The following is a 21,659-nucleotide window of genomic DNA, read 5'->3' as shown; positions in this document are numbered from 1 at the left end:
CAGTTTGACGGCGCTCCCACTTCACGGGTGGATCAGACCTTGGTTGGATCCTGGACGGGGCACTTGCCGCTACCGGTGGCGCGGGATACTGGGGAACAAAGTATTCGAGAGCCGCGAACCTGGGCTGCACGATGTGGCCGGCTCGGGCCAACGAGCCCGATACTTACCTTCTCGGCTCGTACCGCATCACCACCGCCCCTGAGGCGAACTCCAGCCGGCTCACGAGCTTCAAGTCGACATATTTCGATATCCCCGCGAACAACGTGGGCCCGTGGCCCGCCAGCCGGGGATGCACCACGAACTCGTACTCGTCGATCAATCCCAGCTCCGCCAACGCCAGCGGGAGCGTCACGCCTGACACGAACAGTCCCTTACCCGACTCCCGCTTGAGCTGCTCAACGGCCTTGCCCAGATCCCCGCGCACGAGCTCCGCGTTCCAATCGACCCGCTCCAGGGCGCTTGACACGACGTACTTCTTTGCCGCGTTGATCGTCTGGGCGAACGGTTCCATCCAATCAGGTCTCGACCCCGTCGGCGCCGGCGGCCGCCACGCTGCCTCCATCATCTCGTACATCACCCGGCCAAAGAGAAGTGCATCGGCCTGGGCGAGGTTCTCGGTGTGGTGGCGATGTAAGTCTTCGTCAGCGGGAATTGCACGATGATCGCAGCATCCGTCCAATGTGACGTTGATGGAATAGCGAAGGGGTCGCATTTCGCTCGCCTCGTCGCGAGTGGTCATCGGCGCGGTCTCCTCGTCGCTGGCGGATCCGGTCTGATGAGGGACGAACACCACAAGCGGTGCGTCGCCTCGGTTATGGCCAGCAGCATACGGGGCGCTGCCCCGGTTATGTCGGACGCGGACTGTGGCCCGGACGCGGTATGTGCGGTCTGCCGGTATGGCTTCGAGACAGAGCACCACGCGGCTCACCATCTCCACCAAAGGTCGGATTCGTTGACGAAGGCCGACTGCGCCAAGTCCTCCGGCACGAAGGTAGGTGGTGCGACGGCGTTGATTGTCAGTAAGCGATCTTGATCTTTTTCATGCTGAGGTGGGACTCCACCCGGAGCACGCCGGGCAGGCCGATGAGTTTGCCGCTGACAAAGGCTTCGTACGCGGCGTGGTCGGCGACCGCTACCCGGATGAAGTAGTCAGGACGGCCGAACATCCGGCGGAACTCGATGACCTCGTCGTAGGCGGCCACTGTGTTCTCGAACTGCTCGACCGTGTTCAGGTCCTGGGCGTGCCGACAGCATCACCGGGCTGGACTTCGCGCTGACCGCGCTCTTCACGGTCCTGGCCCTCGACGTCCTGCGGGCCCGGCGCGGCGACCTACCCACCCCCATCCTCGCCCTGCTCGCCGCGCTGGCCGCCCGCCTCATCCTGCCCGGTCAGATGCTCCTGGCCGCTCGCCTCATCCTGCCCGGTCAGATGCTCCTGGCCGCCTTCGTCCTGTTCGCCGCCGCGCTCCTGATCCGCCACCTGATCACCAGCAGGAGGTCGACCCATGGCTTAGGCCCGATACCTGTTCGCGGCGGTCGCCGTGTCCGCCGCGGTCACCTGGGCGCTGCGAGCTCTGCCCTTCGCCGCCCTGAGCCGGTTGCGCGCCAGCCACACGTGCGGTACCTGAGCACCCGCCTGCCGGCCGGCGTCATGGTCATCCTGGTGGCCTACTGCCTGCGAGACCTGCCGCTCGCCGGCTTCACGCGGGCACTCGCACCGCCGCTGGCGCTGACCGTCACCGTCGGCCTGCACCTGTGGCGACACAATGCCCTGCTCAGCATCCTCGGCGGCACCGCCGTCCAGGTAGCCATTGCCAGCGCCCTCCAGACCCACTGAATGCCTACGCGCTGGTCGGGCAGGATGTGGCGGATGAGGAGAGATCCTGTCCTGATGGTTCGCGGTGCCACCGTTGGTGATCTCGATGCCATCGCGCGTGTCGCCGAGGCGGCGGGTCAGCGAGGCGAATGGACCGGCGCAGACCCCGCGTACGTCGGGTACCTGCTGCGGTACGGGCAAGTCGTTGTCACGATCGATGACGACCGGGTTGCCGGATTCGGTGCGACCCGGGACATCGCCGGCCGCGCTGGGGTGACCTCGATGCTGCGATCTGTTCGTCGACCCGTCGCACCATGGCCGCGGCCATGGCAGGGCGCTGCTCGCCGAGCTGTGGCCCGAGCGAAACACCCTGCGGATGACGTTCAGCAGCCAGCACCCACATGCGCTGCCGCTCTACACGAGTTTCGGTCTGGACGCCTGGTGGCCGCTGCTGTATCTGACCGGTGACGCCCGTACCGTGCGGCCGCCTGCCGGTTGGACTGTCGAGCCGTCCTCGCCGGATACGGTCGCTGCGTTCGAGGCGGGCTGGACGGGCCTGGACCGCGCCGACGACCATCACGCGTGGGCCCGGCGGCCGAATGGAGTAGCGCTGGTCGCGGCGCTTGACGGCCAGCCACGGGCCGCCGGGACCGCGGCGGGGGAGGGTGCGGGCTACGGGCTGGTGCACCTGGCATCGGACCCGCGTCTCACCGACGCCCAGGTTGCCGACAGCGTGCTGGCGGTCCTCGCTTCGCTCGACAGCGTGGACGGGTACGCGCAGTTGTGCCTGCCGGCGCCGCACCCCGCAGTCCGCCCCCTGCTCGCAGCCGGTTGGCGGGTGGCCGAGCTGGACGTGTTCATGGCGACCCGCGTCGACCTGCTGGACGCGCGCCGTGCCGTGCCGTCGCCCGCGCTGGCCTGACAGCCTTGCTGACTCATCCCACCGGGGTGCGTCGGGCTGCCGAGGGCGGACGGGCCCTCGATCGTGCCGCGGCACGGGGCGGCAGGGCGTGGGAGCGCACTGATCGGGCCCGCTGTGCGCGGTGGGACGTGCGTAGCCGGCGGGCCGCCAGCCGGGCGAGCGCCGCGCAACCGACCCCGACGGCCAGGGACACGACCAGCGCCGCGCCTCGGGACCACGGGCCGACCAGTGGCATCACCTGCCAGTGGATGAGGTAGATGTACAGCGAACTGCTGGCCAGTAACCCCGCCACCCGGTTGACGGACCGACTGCTCGGCAGCCTGGGTACCCAGATCAGCAGCGCGAACCCGGCTGCGATGAACGCTTCCCGCAGCGGCTGGCCGAAGAAGCCGGGCACCGTGAGCAGCGCGGTGGCGGTGACCACCACCCGCTGGCCGGTCGTGCGGGCCCGGGCCGCCGCCCAGCCGAGGGCGAACAGCCAGAACACCAGGATCGCGGACGGGACGTGGCCGTGGGAGGTCAGCCCCGGCAGGTCGTACCGGGTGATGAGGCCGAGCGCGGCCAGCGCGAGTGGGAGCCCGAACGGCACCCGGCGTTCCAACCGGTCCAGCGCCGGGACCGCCAGGAGCGCTGTCGCGGCGAGCAGGATGTACACCAACGCCTCGATGAACCAGAACTGCCACTCGGTGGCCCCGTCGTGCGGGCCGAGGACGCTGTTGAGCAGCAGCACGTTGGTCAGCGTGTAGTCGCCGGTGACGGCGCCGGCCGCGGCGATCCAGGCCACCGACGGCAACACGATCCGGCCGACCGTGCGCAGGGCGGCGCGTACCCGCTCCTGCCGGGGCGCGGCGGTGAGCTGGAAGCGGGCGAAGTTGAACCCGGCGACGGCGAGCAGCAGGTGCGCGCCGCCCTTGACGGTGAAGAGCGGGATGTGCGAACCGACGATGACGACGATCGCCAGCGTCCGTAGCGCCACGCCGGTCTCCAGCACCCGACGTTCAGCCGGCCGGTCCGGCACCGGCCGGGCCAGGTCACGGATGGGGACGGTGTGCCAGTCGGCGGGCAGGTCCCCGAGAAGTTCCTGCAGCCGGATGGACGCCGCCACGTAGGAGAGCGAATCGCCGCCGAGGTCGACGAAGCTCTGGCCGGGGCTGACCTCGGGCTGGTCGAGCAGTTCGGCGTAGAGCCGGCAGAGCTGCTCCGGGCCGGTCCCGGTGGGTACGGTGGCGGCCGCCGGCGGCGCGGCGAGGGCACGGACGGCCGCCAGGTCCGGCTTGCCGTTGGCCAGCCGGGGCAGCTCGGCCAGCAGTTGCGCGCGGACCACGCGGGCCGGCAGGCCCGCCGCGGCGGCGGCCAGGCGCCGCACCCGGTCGGGGTGGTGGGCGCCGGTCGCGGCGACGACCAGCTCGCGGTCCGTGCCGGCGCAGTACGCCTCGACGCCCGCCTGCCGCAGGTGCTCCTCCACGCGGTGCAGGTCGATCCGCAGGCCGAAGATCTTCGCGAAGTCGGCGACCCGTCCGACGATCTCGTAGAGCCCGTCCGGCCCGCGTCGGGCCACGTCCCCGGTGTGCAGCTCCGCCAGGGTGCGCCCGAGGGCCAGGTCGCTCGGCCGCTCGGCGTAGCCGAGCATCACGTTGGGTCCGGCGTAGACCAGCTCGCCGGTGTCCGGCTCCGGGTGGTCTGGCAGGGGACGCAGCCGGAACGAGCCGCCCGGGATCGGCACGCCGATCGCCTCGGGCCGGTGCTCGGCCAGCTCCGGCGGCAGGTACGCCATCCGGGCGGTGGCCTCGGTCTGGCCGTACATGACGAAGAACCGCCAGCCGCGGCGGCGGCCGAGGGCGGCGTACCGGGCCACCCGTTCCGGGTCGAGCCGGCCGCCGGCCTGGGTGAGGTGGCGCAGGTGGGGCAGGTGCATCCGGTCGAAGTCGACCCGGTCCAGCAGGTCGAAGGTGTACGGCACGCCGGCCAGGCTGGTGCCCTGCCCGGCGCGGAACAGCTCCCAGAAGCAGCGGTCGGTGACCGAGAGTCCGGTGAGGATCAGCGCCGCCCCGCGCAGCAGGTGACTGTTCACCACCGACAGGCCGTAGCAGTAGTGCAGCGGCAGGGTGGTGGCGGCCCGGTCGGTGTCCCGGATGTCGAGGTACTCGGCGATCGCTTCGGCGTTGGCCTGCAGATTCGCCGACGACAGCCGGACCAGCTTGGGGGAGCCGGTCGACCCGGAGGTGCTGAGCAGCAGCGCCAGCTCGGGATGAAGCTGGTGCCGGCTGCCGGGACGGCGCTCGTCGAGGACGACTTCCCCATCGACGCGGCGGATCACGACATCCGGATCGTACGCCCGGGTCAGTTCGGTGGCCGCGGCGTCGTGGTCCCCGGGCACCAGCAGCAGGGGATGCCCGCCGGCCAGCGCCGCCAGGTACGCGACCAGCTCGTCGACCCGGTTCGCGCCGGCGAGCAGCACCAGCCGGCGGACCGGCCCGAGCCGGGCGGCCAGCGCGTCGACCCGCTCGGCCAGTTCGGCGTAGCTGAGCCGACCGTCGGCGGTGATCACTGCCGGCCGGTCGCCGTGCCCGGCCAGGGCGCGGACGAACGGCGCCGGCCCGGTGTCGGGGAGGACGCGCATGGTCGACAGGTTAGGGGAGCCTCACCTAAATTCCAACGGGGGGTGGTTTGCATCGAGGGGGCTGAGTAAGGTAAGCCTTACCTGTGCGAAAGCGTCTCAGTCTCGTTCTGGCCGGCACCCTCGCCGGCCTGTTGTCCCTGACCGCGTGCGGCGGCTCCGACAGCGACCCGGGCAAGCCCGGCGACAAGCGGCTCACCGTCTACAGCGGCCGCAGCGAAGCCCTCGTCAAGCCGGTGCTGGAGAAGTTCGAAAAGGCCACCGGCATCACCGTCGACGTCCGCTACGGCACCACCTCGCAGATGGCCGCCCAGCTGCTGGAGGAGGGCAAGCGCAGCCCCGCCGACGCGTTCTTCGCCCAGGACGCCGGCGCGCTCGGCGCGGTCAGCAAGGCCGGACTCTTCGCGGTGTTGCCCGCCGAGCAGCTCGACCGGGTCCCGGCCACCTACCGCGACGCCAACGGTCGGTGGGTCGGCGTCAGCGGCCGGTCCCGCGTCCTGGCCTACAACGCCGACCAGGTCCGCGCCGCCGAGCTGCCGAAGAGCGTGTTCGAGCTGACCGATCCGAAGTGGCAGGGCAAGATCGGCCTCGCGCCCACCAACGGCTCCTTCCAGGCCTTCGTCACCGCCCTACGGGTGCAGCACGGCGACGCCAAGGCCCGCGAGTTCCTCACCGGCCTCAAGGCCAACCAGCCGCAGGTCCGGGAGGGCAACGTCCAGATCGTCGCCGACATCGACGCCGGCACCCTCGCCGTCGGCCTGGTCAACCACTACTACGTGTACGAGTTGGCCAAGGAGCGCGGCGGCAGCCCCGAGGTGCTGAAGGCGAAGCTGCACTTCTTCCCGGACGGCGACACCGGCGGCCTGGTCAACGCCGCCGGCGTCGGCCTGCTGGAGCGGGCCGGCACGGACCCGGACGCCCGGGCACTGGTCGACTACCTGCTCGGCGTCGAGGCGCAGACCTACTTCGCCACCCAGACCTTCGAGTACCCCCTGGCGGCCGGGGTACCCGCCGCGCCCGGCCTGCCGCAGCTCGCCGCCCTCGAGGCCCCGAAGATCGACCTCAACGACCTCGACACGCTCGACGCCACCGTCACCATGATCAAGGAAGCGGGGCTGGCCTGAGCACCATCCTGGCCGGCGACCGTCGGGGCGCCACCCGACGGTCGCCGCGCCGGCTGATCCGCCGCCCGGCGCTCACCGCCGCCTCGGCCGCCGCCGTCGCGGTCGCCCTGCTACCGCTGGTCTACCTCACCGTACGGACCGCCGAGGCGGGTGGTGAGCGAATCGTCGCTGAGCTGTTCACCGCCCGGGTCGCCGTGCTCGCCGGACGCAGCCTCGCCCTCGCCGCCGTGGTCACCGCCGCCTGCGCCGTCCTCGGTGTCGGCACCGCGCTCCTGGTGACCCGCACCGACCTGCCCGGCCGGCGGGTCTTCGGCGTCCTCGCCGCGCTGCCGCTGGCCGTCCCCACCTACGTGGCCGGCTTCGCCTGGACCGCCACCGTCACCGGATTCGAAGGCTTCTGGGCCGCCGCCCTGCTGCTCACCGTCTGCTCCTACCCGTACGTGTTCCTGCCCGCCGTCGCCGCCCTCAACCGGACCGACCCCGGCCAGGAAGAGGTGTCCCGGTCACTGGGGAAGGGACCGTGGGCCACCCTGTTCGGGGTCACCCTGCGCCAGATCCGCCCGGCCGTCGCCGCCGGCTCGCTGCTGGTCGCCCTGTACGTGCTCAGCGACTTCGGCGCCGTCTCCATCGTCCGGGTCGACACCTTCACCCGGGCCATCTTCACCGCGTTCAACCTCGGCTTCGACCGCACCGGCGCGCTGGTGCTGTCCACCGTGCTGGTGCTGCTCACCGTCCTGCTGATCGGCGCCGAGCTCACCACCCGCACCCGCGACGCCCGCTACGCCAGCACCGCCGTCCGACCCCCCGTACGGCTGCGGCTGGCCCGGTGGCGCGGGCCGGCGCTGGCCGGCCTGCTCGCGGTGAACGGGCTCGCCCTCGGCGTGCCGGCCGCCGGCCTGGCCCGGTGGCTCGCGGCCGGGGTGTCCCGCCCCGGCTCCCTCGCCGAGATCGCCGCCGCCGCCGGCGCGTCCCTGTCGGTCTCCGTCGCCGGCGCCGCGCTGACCATGCTTCTCGCCCTGCCCCTGGGCCTGCTCACCGCCCGAGCACCGGGACCGGTCGCCACCGCCCTCGACCGGCTCACCTACCTGGCCCACGCCCTGCCCGGCGTAGTGATCGGCCTGTCCCTGGTGTTCTTCGCGGTCAACGTGGCGTACCCGCTCTACCAGAGCGCCTGGCTGCTCGCCTTGGCGTACGCGACGCTCTTCCTGCCGCTGGCCGTCGGCGCGGTAGCCTCCGCCGCCGCGCAGAGCCCGCCCGCCGTCGAGGAGGCCGCCCGGTCCCTCGGGCGCGGCCCGTTCACGGTGTTCCGCACCGTCACCCTGCCGCTCACCCTGCCCGGCATCGGCGCCGGCGCGGCGCTGACCTTCCTCACCTGCATGAAGGAACTCCCCGCCACCCTGCTGCTGCGCCCGACCGGGATGGACACCCTGGCCACCGAGCTGTGGACCCACACGTCCACCGCCGCCTACGCCGCCGCGGCTCCGTACGCCGCCATCCTCGTCGCGCTCGCCGCCGTGCCCACCTGGCTGCTCGCAGCCCGCACCGGACTCACCCAAACCGGAGCCACCCGATGACCGACAGCATGCTGACCGTAACCGGCCTGACCAAGTCCTACGGCCCGGTGCCCGCCCTGGCCGGCGTCGACCTCGACGTCACCCGCGGCACGCTGCTGGCCGTACTGGGACCGTCCGGCTGCGGCAAGACCACCCTGCTGCGCTGCGTGGCAGGATTCGAGCGCGCCGACGAGGGCACGATTGCCGTGGCCGGCCGGACGGTCGCGGGCAACCGGCTGCATGTGCCGCCGCACCGGCGCGGCGTGGCCGTCGTCCCGCAGGAGGGGGCACTGTTCCCACACCTGTCCGTCGCCGACAATGTCGGTTACGGGCTGGACCGGGCGGCCCGCCGCTCCGGCCGGGTCGAGGAAACGCTCGAACTGGTCGGCCTCGCCGCGTACGGCGCGCGGATGCCGCACCAGCTGTCGGGCGGCCAGCAGCAACGGGTCGCCATCGCCCGGGCGCTGGCTCCCCGGCCAGCGCTGGTGCTGTTGGACGAGCCGTTCAGCGCCCTGGACGCCCGGCTGCGCGCCGAACTGCGCGCTGACGTGCGACAGGCGCTGCGCGCCGACGGCGCCACCGGCGTGCTGGTCACCCACGACCAGGGCGAGGCGCTGTCCATGGCGGACGCGGTCGCGGTCATGGACGCCGGGCTGATCGTCCAGTGCGGCGCTCCCGCGGCGGTCTACCGGGACCCGGCCACCCCGTGGGTCGCCCGGTTCGTGGGGGAGGCCGTGCTGCTCCCGGCCACCGTCGACGCCGACGTGGCGACCACCCCGCTCGGCCGGCTGCCGCTGCGCGGGTTCGCCGCCCGCGGCGCGGCGACCGTCCTTGTCCGGCCCGAGCAGATCCGGCTCACCCCGTCCGGCGGGGCGCCGGCCACCGTGGTGCGACAGGACTTCCACGGCCACGACGCGCTGACCACGGTCCGCCTCGACGACGGCACGGTGCTGACCGCGCGGATGCTGGACGAGGACAACGGCCTGACCGCCGGCACCCGGGTCGCCATCACCGTCCGCGGGCGGGTGCGGGCGTACGCGGAGTAGCGGCAACACGCGAGTGCACCAGTACGTCTACGTCGCCCGCTGCCCGAGGAGGGATTCGCTTCTCAAGAATCAAGAAACCGCAGAATGGCGTCGCGGAGCAACCGGTCCGGGTCGCGAGGCCCAAGGGCAGGGTCGGCGAACGGGGGACCGGCAACGAGCTCAGCCAGCACTGAGGCCAGTCGCTTCCGTTCCGCACGCAGGTTTGACCACGCCGAGCCGGGTAACCGCAGGACGTTGGCGAGCAGGTCGCCCGGGTAGTAGTCGCCCTCGGCCAAGGGATCGCGGAGCAGGACTTGCACCGCGAGGGGCAGCAGAGCCGGCACGCCGATCTGCTGACCGAGCATGATGCGCAGGTCTTCGATCGCGAACTCAGCCAACGGCTTGCGTCGTAGCTCGAGGCAGCGTCTCACGAGAAAGGTGTCGTCCGGGCCAGGATCCGGCCAGACGTCCCGCTCAAGCTCCTCGATCGTGGTCACGGCGATCAGGGTAGTTGGCGCCGTAACTCTGCGTCGCCCGCCAGGTTGGCGGGCGACCCATGGACCAGCCCCCAGCGGCCGCCGCCACGAAGCGGCCCGGCGCGATGATGCGCCGGGCCGCTTGGCGGTGGTTACGCCGATCAGGCCCGCTGATGGCGAGGCCGGTTGCCATCGGCGGCGCTGGCGAGGCCGCGCTCGACGGCCGCGATGATCTGCGGACGCAGCTCCTCCGGCCGGATGATGGCATCCACCGAGCCGACCTCGACCGCGCGCTGAATGCTGTGCACGCCGTCGAACTCGGCGGCCACCTCGCCCAGCTTCTCCGCCCGGACCGTGGCCCGGACGTCCATGAGCTGCGTGACCAGCGCCGCCCGCTCCCCACCGGTCGCCGCGGCGATGCGCGCCTCCAGCTCGGCCACCCGCGGATCCTTTGCCGTGCGGGCGTTGACGTCACCGGCGAACACCACGGCCGCCGCGGGCGCCCCGCCGATGACGGACGCGAACGAGCCCTCCACCGCGAGCACGGTCATGTTCGGGTTGAGCGCCTTGGAGAACACCACGAACGCGCCGCCGTGATACCGCGAGATCACGCAGAACACGATCGGCCCTTCGAAGTTCACGATCGCCCGGCCGATCTCCGCGCCGTACTCCAGCTGCAACTGCCGCATCGACTCCGGTGAGCCGTCGAACCCGGACAGGTTCGCCAGCACGACCAGCGGCCGGTTCCCGCTCGCCGCGTTGATCGCCCGCGCGGCCTTCTTCGACGAGCGCGGGAACAGCGTGCCCGCGGTGTAGGTGTCCGGGCCGTCGGTGGGCGGGAATCCGCGCCGCGGCACCGACCGGGACTCGATGCCGAGCAGGCACACCGGGATGCCGCCGAGGTGCACGTCCTGCACCACCGCGGTCTCGGCGTCGGCCATGCCCGCCCAGCGCTCCAGGACCGCGTGATCCTGGTCGGCCAGGGCCCGCATCAGCGTACGGATGTCGAACGCCTTCTTCCGGTCCGGGTTGCGCTCACGGGAGAAGATCTCGCCGACAGTCGTGAAATCGCTGTCCGGCACCGCGTGCGGGTAGCCGGAGATGTCCCGGTCGACCGGGTCGGACGTGACCGCCCGCCGCGGCCGGGTCTCGCCGGGCGCGATGTAGGTGTGGTCGTGGTGGGTCATCAGCAGATTGCGGGCGGCCCGCAGGTCCGGCGCCCAGTACTGGGCCTGGCCGTTGGGGCCCATCACCCGGTCGTAGCCGCCGATGCCGAAGTTGTCCTCGGCCGACACCCCGCCGGAGAAGTCCAGCGACTGCTTGCCGGTCAGCACCATCGCCGAGTCCGGAGTCATCACCAGGATGCCCTTGGTGTGCATGAGCATCGTGGCTTCGGCGTTCCAATACGGCTGGGCGCCCACGGTGATCCCGGCGACCACGATATTGATCTCGCCGCCCTGCTGGGTGAACTCCACGATCCGCTTGAGCGCGGCGGCCACCCAATCCATGTTCTCGGTGCCCGAGCTCATCGAGATCCGCGCGCCCGCCGACAGCGCGAACCAGTCGACCGGTACGCGCATCCGCTCGGCCAGGTCGAGTGCGGCGATCACCCGCGCGCATTCCGGCTCGGCCAGCGCGCCCAGCGCCTTGGTCGGATCGCCGAGCAGCACCACCCGCGTGACGCCTTCGGGATACCGCTCGGTCGGCGTGCTCACCACACCGGCGACGATGCCCGCCTTGTTGTGCCCCTTCGGCCGGTCGACCGGGGCCAGCGCGCCGGTGCCGTCCAGGTCGTACTCGGTGAACGTGCCGCGCTGACCGGCCAGCATCTCGGTCAGCTCGTACGGGTACGTCGTGCCGCGGCGCCGCGCCGAGAGCACCTTCTGCCGGTAGTCGTCCAGCGGCTGGATCGGCTCGTCCGTCGGCTCGGTGACCGACACCCGCATGCCCGCGTCGTAGGAGATCTGGACCGCGATGTCGGTCAGCTCGCCGGTGACCCCGTCGCGCTGCCGGCCGAGGAACAGCACCTCCTCCAGGCCCGCGCCGGCCGTGATCGGCAGCACGCGCTGGGCGACGGCGTCCAGTTCCTCCATCGTCAGCTCGTTCGGCGGCCAGACGTAGATGGTGATCCGGTTGGTGTCGAACCGCTTCTTCGCCGGCCGCTGCGCCTGGACCTTGCGGATAGCGTCGAGACACGCGTCCAGCGCGCCCTCGACCGCGGGCAGCGCGAGGATCCGGCCGTCGGTGTCACGCAGTGGCGTCAGGTCACGGACCTGGGCCATCGCCGCCAGCCGCTCGTCGGCCGGGTTGTCGGGGGCGACGCAATGGAAGAGATAGACCTCCTCGTCCGCGGACGGCAGCCGGGTCAGGTCGAAGTTCCGCAGCCGCGGCAACTGCAGGCGCTCGGCGATCAGCGGGTGCAGCCCGCGGATGACCCGGTCCTCGCCCACGCCCGGCCGGAACGTGAACTGGTGGTGCATCGGCGTGCCGTTGCGCCCGGCCACCGACACCGTCACCCGCTGGAGCACGTCCAGCAGCCCGGCGCGGTCGACGATCTCCCGCAACGTCGCGGCCATCGCCTCCGTCTCGGGCTGGTCGGCCCAGGTCAGGTACACATCGGCGACCGACGGCTCCGGGTCGCGGCGCGCCGTCGGAGACGCCGGGCCAGAGCCGCCGCCGGAGTCCGAGCCGGACAGTTCGGCGACCTTTGCCAGGGTCGCCGGCAGCTCGGCGAAGTCCGTGGCCGCCGCGATCAGCCGGAAGCGCTCGCCGTCGCGGTCGTACTCCGCAGTGAAGAACGAGCGCCCCGTCACCTCGACCGTTCGCGCGTCGCTCGCGCCGCGGTTGCCGTAGTAGCGCCGGCTGAGCACCTCGAGCATCGGGCCGTGGTCGGCACCCGGCTTGCCGACGCGCTGACCGAGCAGCCGGACCAGCGGCTCGGGCGAGGCGACCATCGTCGTGATCCGCTCGGCGCGGTCGGCCGCGTCCGGGTGCTGGTCGAGGTAGCGCAGGTGGCTACGGACGCCCGCGTACACCTCGGCCCGCTTGCGGCGCAGCATCGGCTGGGCCGCCCACCGGAACACGATGCTGCGGGCCAGGTCGCCGACCACCGGGAACCGGAGCTGGGTGGCGAAGATCAGGTGCTCCAGCGCCTGCCCGACCAGCTCGCGCAGTCCGTCACCGGGCAGCGGCTCGGTCAGCCACTGCTGCAGGAACGCCACGATCACCGAGACATCGGCCGACGCCCGCCGCTGCGCAAGGAAGATCCGGAACACGGCCTCCTCCAGCGCGGGCGTGCGCTCGAAGTCCTTGACGCCGTAGTGGGCGAGCACCCGGGCCAGCCGGTTACGGAAGGCGTCCGGCAGCGCGGCCCGCTCGACGTCAAGGCACTGCAGGTAGGCGTGGAAGTACTCGCGCGGGCTGTGCACCCGGGTGTCGGCCCTGGTCTCCTCGCCGACCGGCCGGTTACGGCTGAGCTCGGACAGGTCGGCGAACAGCTGCAGCAGCTCGACCTCTTCCTCCAGCGGAGGCCGGGTGAGCTCGGACCGCGCGGCCAGGTAGTGGGACAGCGCCCGACGCTCGTCGCGGGGATCGAGGTCGTAGCCGAGCAGCAGGCTGCGCAGGTCGGCGATGCCGCGGGCGACCCGGGCCTCGGCGGACAGACCGGTCGGCTCGGACGGCAGCTCCAGGTCGACGGCCTCGCCCTCCGCGGCCTCGCCCGGGGCTTCGTCGCCGACCGGTTCCAGGCGCAGCAGCGGGGCACCGGCCTCCACCTGGCTGCCGACGGAGACCTGGCACTCACGCAGCTTCGCCCGGAACGGCGCGCGCAGCACGGTCTCCATCTTCATGCTCTCCAGGACGAGCACGGGTGCGCCCGCCTCGACCTCGTCCCCCACTTCGAGCGGGGTGGCGACGACCAGCGCGGGCGCGGGGGAGCGCAGCACGCCGCCCTCGTCGCGGCTGACGCGGTGCGTGATGCCATCCACCTCGACCAGGTGGACGGGCCCGTGCGTGTGGGTGACGAGCCGGAACTGCCGGCCGTTCACCAGGATCCGGCCGGTGTGCTCGTCGTACCGATCGAGTTCGGCATCCACCGCGGACGCCTCCCCGATGCCGACCCGGAACCGGCGCGGCCCGGTCTGCGCGACGGTCACCCGGTAGCTCGCGCCGCGGAGCTTGAGGTCGACCGGCCGGCCGCTCTCGTGCTGGACCTGCGGGCGGCCGCCGTGCGCGGTGGACAGCAGCCGCTGCCGCTCGACGAGTGCCTCGTCCTCGTACGCCTCGATCGCCGCCGCGGCCAGCGCGATGCCGGAGTGCTTGGTGGAGACCAGGCGGCCCTGCGCCCGGACCCGGTCGATCCAGCCGGTGTCCGCGCTGGCGTCGATCACCTCGGGCTGGTCCAGCAGATCGAGCAGGAAGCTCTTGTTGGTGGCGCCACCCTCGATGATCACCGTGGTCTCGGCCACCGCGCGGCGCAGCCGGCCCAGCGCTTCGTCGCGGGTGCGGCCGTAGGCGATGATCTTGGCGATCATCGAGTCGAAGTCCGCCGGGATCACGTCGCCCTCGCTGACCCCGGTGTCCACCCGGATGCCGGGGCCGCTGGGCAGCGCCAGCCGGACGATCCGGCCGGGCGACGGCGCGAAGTCCCGGTCGGGGTCCTCGGCGTTGAGCCGAGCCTCGACGGCATGGCCGGCCTCCGCCGGGATCCGTTCCCCGAGCCGGCCGCCGGCGGCCACGTGGATCTGGGCCTTGACCAGGTCGAAGTCGGTGGTGGCCTCGGTGATCGGGTGCTCGACCTGCAGCCGGGTGTTGACCTCGAGGAAGGCGAACAGCTTGTCGCCGGGATGGTAGAGGAACTCGACGGTGCCCGCACCGCGATAGTTCACGGCCAGCGCGAGCCGCTCGGCCGCCGCCTTCAGCTCGCGGGTCTGGTCGGGGGTGAGAACGGGGGAGGCGGACTCCTCGATGACCTTCTGGTTGCGACGCTGCACCGAGCAGTCCCGGACCCCCAGCGCCCACGCGGTGCCCTGACCGTCGGCGATCACCTGCACCTCGACGTGCCGTGCGCCGGTGACCAGGCGTTCCAGGAACACCACGCCGCTACCGAACGCGCGCTCGGCCTCCAGGCTCGTGCGCTCGTAGGCGTCGGTGAGCTCATCCTCGCTGCGGACGACCCGGATGCCCCGGCCGCCACCACCCGCGGTCGCCTTGAGCATCAGCGGGTAGCCGATGTCGGCCGCCGCGCGCTTGGCCGCGTCCAGGTTCTCCACCGCGCCGCGGCTCCACGGCGCCACGGGGACGCCAACCTCCTCGGCGATCAGCTTCGCGCCGATCTTGTCACCGAGCTCACGCATCGCGCCCGCGCTCGGACCGATGAAGGTGACAGCGACCTTCTCGCAGAGTTCGGCGAACGCCGGGTCCTCGGCGACGAAGCCCCACCCGACCCACGCCGCGTCCGCGCGCGTCTCGACCAGCGCACGTTCGAGGATGCTGTGGTTCAGGTACGGGCGCGCCGACGCGGGCCCGAGGCAGTAGCTGTCGTCCGCTTCGCGGACGAAGGTGGCGGTGCGCTCGGCGTCGGTGTAGAGCGCGATGGTCTCGATTGGCGGGGCCCCGGTCTCGGCGTTGAGCTCGCGAACGGCGTGGATCAGCCGCATGGCGGCCTCTCCCCGGTTGACGATGGCGATGCGGCTGAACACCGAGTAAGCCTCCCAAAAGTGCGTTCACAACATGACGGGGCCTCCCTCGGGGCAGGGGTCCCCGTCACAACTTTGTCCGCTACCGGCCGGTAGGCAAATCGTCGGACCCGCCACCGGGGGGCGGCGAAAGTTGTGGACACCCTCCAACTGCAGTTGTGGACTCCCGCCAACTTCTAGACATTTCGGTTTCAACACCTGAACAGCTGCCAGGCCCGGCAAGTCAGTCACCAGACCTGCGCGGACCGGCCAGATCGGCCGACGCCGCGAGCTATCTGACGAAGCGCCCAATATCCGGTGGCGGGACCGGCCCACGCCGGTGAAGATCGCGACGTGAGTGCCTTCCTGGAAACCGAGCGGCTCGTGCTGCGCCCGTTCACCGACGCCGACGTCGACCACCTGGTCGCCCTGGACAACGACCCCGACGTCATGCGTTTCATCAACGGTGGCCGGCCGACGAGTCGCGACACCATCCAGGAGCGGACCCTGCCGCGCCTCCTGCACGACTACCCGTGCGTCGGTACCCGTGGCTACTGGGCGGCCGAGGAGAAGGCCACCGGCACCTTCCTGGGATGGTTCGAGTTCCGTCCCCTCGACGAGCACAACCCCGAGGTGGTCGAACTCGGCTACCGGCTGAACCGGGCCGCCTGGGGCAAGGGCTACGCCACGGAAGGATCGCTGGCCCTGATCAGCAAAGGGTTCACCGACCTCGGCGTGGAGCGGGTCACCGCGAACACCATGGCGGTCAACAGCCGGTCCCGGCGGGTGATGGAGAAGGCGGGTCTGTCGTTCCTGCGGAACTTCACGGGGGACTGGCCCGACGTGATCGAAGGCTCCGAACACGGCGAGGTCGAGTACGCCCTCACCCGCGCCGACTGGGAGCAGCGCCGATAACCGCCAGCCGTGCCTACGCCCGGCTGGCGGTGAGCAGCAGCGGGGTGGTGACCCCGTGCCAAGCGCCCAGGTCGGCGAGGAAGCCGCCCAGCCAGCCGAGCGCATCCAGTGACCACTCGGCGAGCGTCCCGTGAAAGGCCACGCGGTGCAGCGGCGGGCCGTTCCAGAGCCCGTCGTCGAACGGGGCCGCCATGGCCAGCGGATCGTGATCGGCCAGGGACTGCGACTCGCACACGAACACGTCCTGGTCCAGCCCGCTCATCCGCTCCCGCATCTCCGATGCTGCAGAGAGGATGGACGCCGCCTGGCCACTGTCCAGCGTGACCCGCACCGGCGTCCTCGACCGCGGGTCACCGCCGCCGAACCACCGGGCGGTGCGGACCGAAGGTATCTGGGCATACTCCGGGCGCGACCCGGGGTCGAGGCCCTGGACGGGTAACAACACCTGCACCGCCCGCAGCTGCAAGGTGCCGATCCGCGCCACCGCGTCGCCGGCGCAGCGGAGGAACGGCTGCACCGGCAGCGGCCGATCGCCGGGCACCGCCTCGACCCCCACCTGAAACCATGCGGCCAGTGACGCCTCTGAAGCGGCGCGCGGGTGAGCTTGCCCGGCGTCGTTCATGCCCCACAGGCCCGCCGCCCCGACCTGTCGCTCCTCGATGCCCCAGGCGGTCTTCCGAAGCACCCCGCCGATGTCGTCGAGCCAGCCCATCGCGAGCGACCTGTCGTAGAACAGCAGGTACGCATCCGGGTCGGCGTCCGGGTCCCGCCACGGATGCGGTGCCAGCTCGCCGTACAGCGCCGCGAACATGGTGCCCACCGGGGAGCGGGCACCGGGTGCCAGGCCAGGGCGGGCTTCCTCGCTGGTCATCGGTTGCCTCTCGAGTTGGCAGGCCACCCCGGCCTGCCTCACCCCCGCAAGGGTGATCTCCCCAGCCTAACGGCGGGCGGAGCCGCGCGGCGCATACGGACGGGACGTTGCGTAACCCGCAGTCGGGCACGTGCCTCGACGTCGCCGGCGACAACACTGTCACGCCGGTGCGTACCAGAAGCCCCGCCCTGACCCGACGGTGCGGCGCCGATACGTCCCGGCCCGGCACCCCGTACGGCCCCTGGAGAGCGAGATGAGACACTTCCGACCGGCCCTCGGCGCGGCCACCGCTGTCCTCGCCGCCCTCGCCTGCACCACCCCGGTCACCCCGACAGCGGCCACGGACGGTCCCTACGACGTGCTGGTGTTCACCAAGACCGCCGGCTTCCGGCACGACTCCATCCCGGCCGGCATCCAGGCCATCCGCGACCTCGGCGCGGCCAACAACTTCACCGTCACCGCCACCGAGGACGCCGCGCAGTTCACCGCCGACAACCTCGCCAGATACGAGGCGGTGGTCTTCCTCAACACCACCGGCGACGTGCTCGACCCCACCCGGCAGGCCGCCTTCGAGTCGTACATCGGCGCCGGCGGCGGCTTCGTCGGGGTGCACTCCGCCGCCGACACCGAGTACGACTGGCCGTTCTACGGCAACCTCGTCGGCGCCTGGTTCGCCTCCCACCCCGCCGTCCAACCAGCCACCATCACCGTCGAGGACCGGACGCACCCCGCCACGGCCCAGCTGCCGACGGCCTGGCTCCGCACCGACGAGTGGTACGACTACCGCACCAACGCCCGCACCACGGCGCACGTGCTCGCCAGCCTGGACGAGTCGTCATACTCCGGCGGCTCGATGGGAAGGGACCACCCGCACGCCTGGTGCAAGTCGTACGCCGGCGGCCGCGCCTTCTACACCGGCGGCGGGCACACCCAGGCCTCCTACGGTGAGGCGGCGTTCCGGGCCCACCTGCTCGGCGGCATCCGCTACGCGGCCGGCCGGACGAAAGCCGACTGCCGCCCCGAGACCGGCTGAGCGCCCCTGGTGAACCGGGACGGACGGGATGCTGGCGTGCCTGGCCGGCCAGCCAACTCGGTGACTTCGCCCAGGAAGCGGAGCGCCACTGCGAGAAAATTCCTACCGGGCGTGTCCATCAGGCCAGGTCCCATCCGTGGTTATGGCGTACGGCGGCCCGCCGTACCCGACAACGGGATAGCGAGGAGTTTGAACATGAAGTACATGCTGCTGATCAACGCCGGCGCGGTCGACGGGGACGGGCAGGCCGCCGGCTGTGACGTCCAGGACTGGATCGCCTTTGACAAGCAGATGCGGGACGCGGGGATCTTCGTCTCCGGGGAGTCGCTGGCGGACCTGGTCACCGCCACGGCGGTGCGGGTTGGGCAGGACGGCCGGCAGATCGTGACCGACGGCCCGTTCGCCGAGAGCCGTGAGGTGCTCGGCGGTTTCTACGTCATCGACGTACCGGACCTTGACGTCGCTCTGGACTGGGCCGCCCGCTGCCCGGGCGCGCGCGGGGGCGGATCCGTCGTGGTGCGGCCGGTCGCCGAGTTCGGGGTCTGAGGGTGGCGCCTGCTGGCTCCGGGATGGCGGGCGAGGCGTCGCCGGCGTCGGTGGAGGCGGTGTTCCGCGAGGAACACGGCCGGCTGCTGGCGGCGCTCGTCCGCCGGTTCGGCGACCTCGACCTGGCCGAGGAGGCGGCCTCCGAGGCGGTCGAGGCGGCGCTGGCGCACTGGCCGGTCGACGGCGTCCCGCCGAAGCCGGGGGCCTGGTTGATGACCACGGCGCGGCGCAGGGCCGTCGATCGGCTGCGGCGCGATCGCGCGTACGCGGCACGGCTCGCGCTGCTGCAGGTGGACGCGGACCGGGCCGATCCCGCCCCACCCGCGGACGCCGACGGCGAGCTACCGGACGAGCGGCTACAGCTCTTCTTCACCTGCGCCCACCCGGCCCTTCCCGCCGAGGACCGGGTGGCGTTGACCCTGCGCTGTCTGGCCGGGCTGAGTACGCCCGAGGTGGCGCGGGCCTTCCTCGTGCCCATCGAGACGATGGCGAAGCGGATCACCCGGGCGAAGAAGAAGATCCGCGAGGCCCGTATCCCGTTCCGGGTGCCGGCCGTGGACGAGCTGCCCGAGCGGGTGCCGGTAGTGCTCCAGGCCATCTATTCGATCTTCACGGAGGGGTACGCGGCGAGCTCCGGCCCGAGCCTGCAGCGGCTGGGCCTGGCCGAGGAAGCCATCCGGCTGGCACGGATCCTGCGCCGGCTGCTGCCCGGCGAGCGGGAGGCCGCCGGGCTGCTCGGGCTGATGCTGCTGGTCCACGCTCGGCGAGAGTCGCGCAGCGGCCCGGACGGCGCGCTGGTGCTGCTGGAGGAGCAGGACCGCGGCCGGTGGGACCGCGCGATGATCGAGGAGGGTCGCGGGCTGGTCGAGATGGCGCTGACCGGCGGGCCGCCCGGGCCGTACGGCGTGCAGGCCGCGATCGCCGCGCTGCACGACGAGGCGGTCGATTTCGCCAGCACGGACTGGCCGCAGATCGTGGCGCTGTACGAGGTGCTGCACGCGTTGACGCCGTCACCGGTCGTCGCGCTGAACCGGGCCGTCGCGATGGCCATGCGGGACGGCCCGCAGGCCGGACTGGCGCTGCTCGACACGCTCGCCGGCGAGCCCCAGCTGCGTGGCCACCATCCGTATCCGGCCGCCCGCGCGGAGCTGCTGCACCGGCTGGGACGCAACGCCGAGGCCGCCGCGGAGTACGCCGCAGCGCTCGCCTTGGCCGGCACCGAACCCGAACGTGCCCTCCTCCGGCGCAAGCTCGACGCGGTCGGGCTGACAGACTGACCGCGTGGAGCAGCAGGCTGCCGGGCAGCGGACGGCGGGAGCGCGAGCCGAGGCGATCGGGTTCCCGCGTCAGGGTACAAGCGGGCCGTTCGGCGCCATCACCGACGTGCCCGGGGTCGAAGTGGGGATGCGGACGCTCATCTCCGGCGACGGGCCGCTGCGGGTCGGGCACGGACCCGTACGCACCGGCGTGACCGCCATCCTGCCCCGGGGGCGCTCCGGCGCCCGGGACGGTTGCGCCGCCGGCGTGCACGTCCTCAACGGCAACGGAGAGATGACCGGCACCGCGTGGATCGCCGAGAGCGGCATCCTGGCCACGCCCGTCATCCTGACCAACACGCACGCGGTCGGCGCCGGCCACCGGGGCGCGATCGACTGGATGCTGCGCGAGCGTCCCGACACCGACGCCTGGCTGCTGCCCGTGGTCGCCGAGACGTTCGATGGTCGCCTCAACGACATCAACGGCGACCACGTCAGGCCGGCGACCGTCGTCGCGGCACTCGATGCCGCCACCGGCGGCCCCGTACCGGAGGGATCGGTCGGCGGCGGCACCGGAATGACGTGCTACGACTTCAAGGGCGGCACCGGCACCGCCTCACGGATCGTCCGCTTCGCCGGCGTCACGTACATCGTCGGCGTGCTCGTGCAGGCGAACTTCGGCGCACGTCCCGAGCTGACGCTCGCCGGCGTGCCCGTCGGGCGGCTGCTCGGCGGCGAGGTGCCCATGCCGGGCGGCGCCCCGCCGCCGGGAGCGGGCTCCGTGATCGTCGTCGTCGCCACCGACGCGCCGCTGCTGCCCGGTCAGTGCACCGCCCTCGCTCGGCGGGTACCGCTGGGCCTGGCCCGCACCGGCACCAGCGGCTCGCACTTCTCCGGGGACCTGTTCCTGGCCTTCTCCACCGCGAACCCCGGCGCGCTCGTCAGCCGCTACCCCGGCCCGTCGACGGAACGGCTCGAGCAGCTCGCCTTCGTCCCGTGGGGACACCTGGATCCGTTCTACGAGGCGGGTGTCCAGGCGGTCGAGGAAGCCGTCGTCAACGCCCTCGTCGCGGGCACCGACATGACCGGCCGCGACGGGCATTTCGTACCCGGGCTCCCACACCGGCGAGTGGCGGAACTGCTGCGCACCGCCGCCCGCTGACCGGCCCGCAGGTCCCGTGACTGGCCGCCGTGGAGAACTGCAGGCCGAGGTTGTTCCTGGCCGGCCGCTCGCCCAATGGGGACAGCGTCCACCGACCCCTCTGTGCCAGACTCTGATCGAAATGCGAAGCGTGCAGACCACCGGCCTTAATCGTGGGGATAGCGGATCCATTTTGCACGGACAGTGGATAGCAGGATGCCGTATATTTCGCGGGTGTCCGTTGCGCTGCGGTCAAACCGCAACGTCGTCTTCCAGTGCGTTTTCCACGTCGTGTGGTGCCCGAAGTGCCGGCGCGAATGCTCGGCGGCCGGATCGAGGAGCGGTGGACGCAGCTCGTCCGCGAGGTGGTGGAGGAGAAAGGGGGCGTGGCTGGTGGTGCTGGACGTCATGCCCGATCACGTCCATCTGCTGGTCGAGGTGGATCCGCAGTTCGGTGTCCACAAGCTCGTGAAGGCGATCAAGGGACGGGCGTCGCGGGTGTTGCGGGAGGAGTTCGGGTCGCTGCGTTCGCGGCTGCCTACCCTGTGGACGGACTCGTACTTCGTGGCGACCGCCGGCGGCGCCCCCACTGGAGCGGTGGATCGGTATGTTTGAGCGGCAGAAGGGCCGCTGAGTGCTGACCGGCCGTCGCTATCTGCTCGCGTTCACCGATGAGCAGGCCGCCTACG

18 protein-coding genes and 1 pseudogene are annotated in these 21,659 nt (G+C 71.9%); 11 read left to right on the top strand and 8 right to left on the bottom strand.

Going from position 1 to position 21,659, the window contains the following annotated elements; translation table 11 throughout:
* Nucleotides 1-163: 163 nt before the first annotated feature.
* The 3 genes from ACFYM6_RS14825 to ACFYM6_RS14815 all read right to left on the bottom strand — a co-directional run bounded on the left by ACFYM6_RS14825 (nucleotide 164) and on the right by ACFYM6_RS14815 (nucleotide 1,480).
* Nucleotides 164-739 carry a dihydrofolate reductase family protein gene (locus ACFYM6_RS14825; protein WP_387275616.1) on the bottom strand — a complete coding sequence of 192 codons (576 nt, stop codon included), beginning with the start codon at nucleotides 737-739 and terminating at the stop codon, nucleotides 164-166.
* A 277-nt stretch (nucleotides 740-1,016) separates the two neighbouring features.
* Nucleotides 1,017-1,232: an Lrp/AsnC ligand binding domain-containing protein gene (locus tag ACFYM6_RS14820; protein WP_387276027.1), complete on the bottom strand. Its 216-nt coding sequence runs from the start codon at nucleotides 1,230-1,232 to the stop codon at nucleotides 1,017-1,019.
* Nucleotides 1,233-1,330: 98 nt separating this feature from the next.
* Nucleotides 1,331-1,480 (bottom strand): hypothetical protein, encoded by a 150-nt coding sequence (locus ACFYM6_RS14815; protein WP_387275614.1) that lies wholly within the window; start codon nucleotides 1,478-1,480, stop codon nucleotides 1,331-1,333.
* A gap of 135 nt (nucleotides 1,481-1,615) precedes the next feature.
* Here ACFYM6_RS14815 and ACFYM6_RS14810 point away from each other — a divergent pair, with 135 nt between their 5' ends.
* Both ACFYM6_RS14810 and ACFYM6_RS14805 read left to right on the top strand, forming a co-directional pair.
* The gene (locus tag ACFYM6_RS14810) at nucleotides 1,616-1,837 is read left to right on the top strand and encodes an AzlD domain-containing protein (protein WP_387275612.1); all 222 of its coding nucleotides are present in this window, start codon (nucleotides 1,616-1,618) and stop codon (nucleotides 1,835-1,837) included.
* Between the two features lie 355 nt (nucleotides 1,838-2,192).
* Entirely contained in the window at nucleotides 2,193-2,738 is a 546-nt protein-coding gene (locus tag ACFYM6_RS14805; RefSeq protein ID WP_387275610.1) for a hypothetical protein, read from the top strand.
* A 13-nt stretch (nucleotides 2,739-2,751) separates the two neighbouring features.
* Here the strand turns inward: ACFYM6_RS14805 and ACFYM6_RS14800 are convergent, their stop codons facing one another.
* On the bottom strand, nucleotides 2,752-5,358 hold the full coding sequence (locus ACFYM6_RS14800; RefSeq protein WP_387275608.1) for an AMP-binding protein: 2,607 nt from the start codon (nucleotides 5,356-5,358) through the stop codon (nucleotides 2,752-2,754).
* Nucleotides 5,359-5,441: 83 nt separating this feature from the next.
* On the opposite strand from ACFYM6_RS14800, the gene ACFYM6_RS14795 reads away from it, so the two are divergent.
* From ACFYM6_RS14795 to ACFYM6_RS14785, 3 genes are read left to right on the top strand one after another with little or no spacing between them, the layout of a single operon-like run.
* Nucleotides 5,442-6,479, top strand: a complete 1,038-nt coding sequence (locus tag ACFYM6_RS14795; protein ID WP_387275606.1) for an iron ABC transporter substrate-binding protein — start codon at nucleotides 5,442-5,444, stop codon at nucleotides 6,477-6,479.
* 53 nt (nucleotides 6,480-6,532) lie between these two features.
* Nucleotides 6,533-8,053 (top strand): ABC transporter permease, encoded by a 1,521-nt coding sequence (locus tag ACFYM6_RS14790; RefSeq protein ID WP_387276026.1) that lies wholly within the window; start codon nucleotides 6,533-6,535, stop codon nucleotides 8,051-8,053.
* Nucleotides 8,050-9,078 (top strand): ABC transporter ATP-binding protein, encoded by a 1,029-nt coding sequence (locus ACFYM6_RS14785; RefSeq protein ID WP_387275604.1) that lies wholly within the window; start codon nucleotides 8,050-8,052, stop codon nucleotides 9,076-9,078. Before ACFYM6_RS14790 ends, ACFYM6_RS14785 begins: the two co-directional genes overlap by 4 nt.
* A gap of 62 nt (nucleotides 9,079-9,140) precedes the next feature.
* Here ACFYM6_RS14785 and ACFYM6_RS14780 read toward each other — a convergent pair whose 3' ends face one another.
* Nucleotides 9,141-9,554 carry a contact-dependent growth inhibition system immunity protein gene (locus ACFYM6_RS14780; protein WP_387275602.1) on the bottom strand — a complete coding sequence of 138 codons (414 nt, stop codon included), beginning with the start codon at nucleotides 9,552-9,554 and terminating at the stop codon, nucleotides 9,141-9,143.
* A 140-nt stretch (nucleotides 9,555-9,694) separates the two neighbouring features.
* Complete coding sequence (locus tag ACFYM6_RS14775; protein WP_387275600.1) at nucleotides 9,695-15,232, bottom strand: carboxyl transferase domain-containing protein; 5,538 nt, start codon at nucleotides 15,230-15,232, stop codon at nucleotides 9,695-9,697.
* Between the two features lie 330 nt (nucleotides 15,233-15,562).
* Here ACFYM6_RS14775 and ACFYM6_RS14770 point away from each other — a divergent pair, with 330 nt between their 5' ends.
* The gene (locus tag ACFYM6_RS14770) at nucleotides 15,563-16,123 is read left to right on the top strand and encodes a GNAT family N-acetyltransferase (RefSeq protein WP_387275598.1); all 561 of its coding nucleotides are present in this window, start codon (nucleotides 15,563-15,565) and stop codon (nucleotides 16,121-16,123) included.
* Nucleotides 16,124-16,136: 13 nt separating this feature from the next.
* On the opposite strand, the gene ACFYM6_RS14765 is transcribed toward ACFYM6_RS14770, so the two are convergent.
* Nucleotides 16,137-16,994 (bottom strand): hypothetical protein, encoded by an 858-nt coding sequence (locus ACFYM6_RS14765; protein WP_387275596.1) that lies wholly within the window; start codon nucleotides 16,992-16,994, stop codon nucleotides 16,137-16,139.
* Between the two features lie 253 nt (nucleotides 16,995-17,247).
* Here ACFYM6_RS14765 and ACFYM6_RS14760 point away from each other — a divergent pair.
* The 4 genes and pseudogenes from ACFYM6_RS14760 to ACFYM6_RS14745 all read left to right on the top strand — a co-directional run.
* Nucleotides 17,248-18,024 (top strand): annotated as a pseudogene (locus tag ACFYM6_RS14760) (ThuA domain-containing protein); the annotation flags it as partial.
* 198 nt (nucleotides 18,025-18,222) lie between these two features.
* The gene (locus tag ACFYM6_RS14755; RefSeq protein WP_387275594.1) at nucleotides 18,223-18,573 is read left to right on the top strand and encodes a YciI family protein; all 351 of its coding nucleotides are present in this window, start codon (nucleotides 18,223-18,225) and stop codon (nucleotides 18,571-18,573) included.
* A 23-nt stretch (nucleotides 18,574-18,596) separates the two neighbouring features.
* Complete coding sequence (locus ACFYM6_RS14750) at nucleotides 18,597-19,850, top strand: RNA polymerase sigma factor (protein WP_387276024.1); 1,254 nt, start codon at nucleotides 18,597-18,599, stop codon at nucleotides 19,848-19,850.
* A gap of 4 nt (nucleotides 19,851-19,854) precedes the next feature.
* Complete coding sequence (locus ACFYM6_RS14745; protein ID WP_387275592.1) at nucleotides 19,855-20,991, top strand: P1 family peptidase; 1,137 nt, start codon at nucleotides 19,855-19,857, stop codon at nucleotides 20,989-20,991.
* A gap of 146 nt (nucleotides 20,992-21,137) precedes the next feature.
* Here the strand turns inward: ACFYM6_RS14745 and ACFYM6_RS14740 are convergent, their stop codons facing one another.
* Entirely contained in the window at nucleotides 21,138-21,380 is a 243-nt protein-coding gene (locus tag ACFYM6_RS14740) for a hypothetical protein (RefSeq protein ID WP_387276041.1), read from the bottom strand.
* Here ACFYM6_RS14740 and tnpA point away from each other — a divergent pair.
* Nucleotides 21,262-21,585, top strand: coding sequence for an IS200/IS605 family transposase (gene tnpA, locus ACFYM6_RS14735; RefSeq protein ID WP_387276022.1), 324 nt, complete (start codon nucleotides 21,262-21,264; stop codon nucleotides 21,583-21,585). The two genes, ACFYM6_RS14740 and tnpA, sit on opposite strands and share 119 nt — an antisense overlap.
* Nucleotides 21,586-21,659: the final 74 nt, after the last annotated feature.

This window comes from Micromonospora sp. NPDC006431, assembly GCF_042870725.1.
Taxonomy (GTDB): domain Bacteria; phylum Actinomycetota; class Actinomycetes; order Mycobacteriales; family Micromonosporaceae; genus Micromonospora.
This window is presented reverse-complemented; position numbering and strand designations above follow the sequence as displayed.

Bases quoted from the DNA above. Each gene is read 5' to 3' on its own strand.
- ACFYM6_RS14805 (WP_387275610.1), top strand. From the start codon at position 2,193: ATGACGTTCAGCAGCCAGCACCCACATGCGCTGCCGCTCTACACGAGT.
- ACFYM6_RS14800 (WP_387275608.1), bottom strand. From the start codon at position 5,358: ATGCGCGTCCTCCCCGACACCGGGCCGGCGCCGTTCGTCCGCGCCCTG.
- ACFYM6_RS14825 (WP_387275616.1), bottom strand. From the start codon at position 739: ATGACCACTCGCGACGAGGCGAGCGAAATGCGACCCCTTCGCTATTCC.
- ACFYM6_RS14740 (WP_387276041.1), bottom strand. From the start codon at position 21,380: ATGACGTCCAGCACCACCAGCCACGCCCCCTTTCTCCTCCACCACCTC.
- ACFYM6_RS14755 (WP_387275594.1), top strand. From the start codon at position 18,223: ATGAAGTACATGCTGCTGATCAACGCCGGCGCGGTCGACGGGGACGGG.
- ACFYM6_RS14765 (WP_387275596.1), bottom strand. From the start codon at position 16,994: ATGACCAGCGAGGAAGCCCGCCCTGGCCTGGCACCCGGTGCCCGCTCC.
- ACFYM6_RS14785 (WP_387275604.1), top strand. From the start codon at position 8,050: ATGACCGACAGCATGCTGACCGTAACCGGCCTGACCAAGTCCTACGGC.
- ACFYM6_RS14750 (WP_387276024.1), top strand. From the start codon at position 18,597: ATGGCGGGCGAGGCGTCGCCGGCGTCGGTGGAGGCGGTGTTCCGCGAG.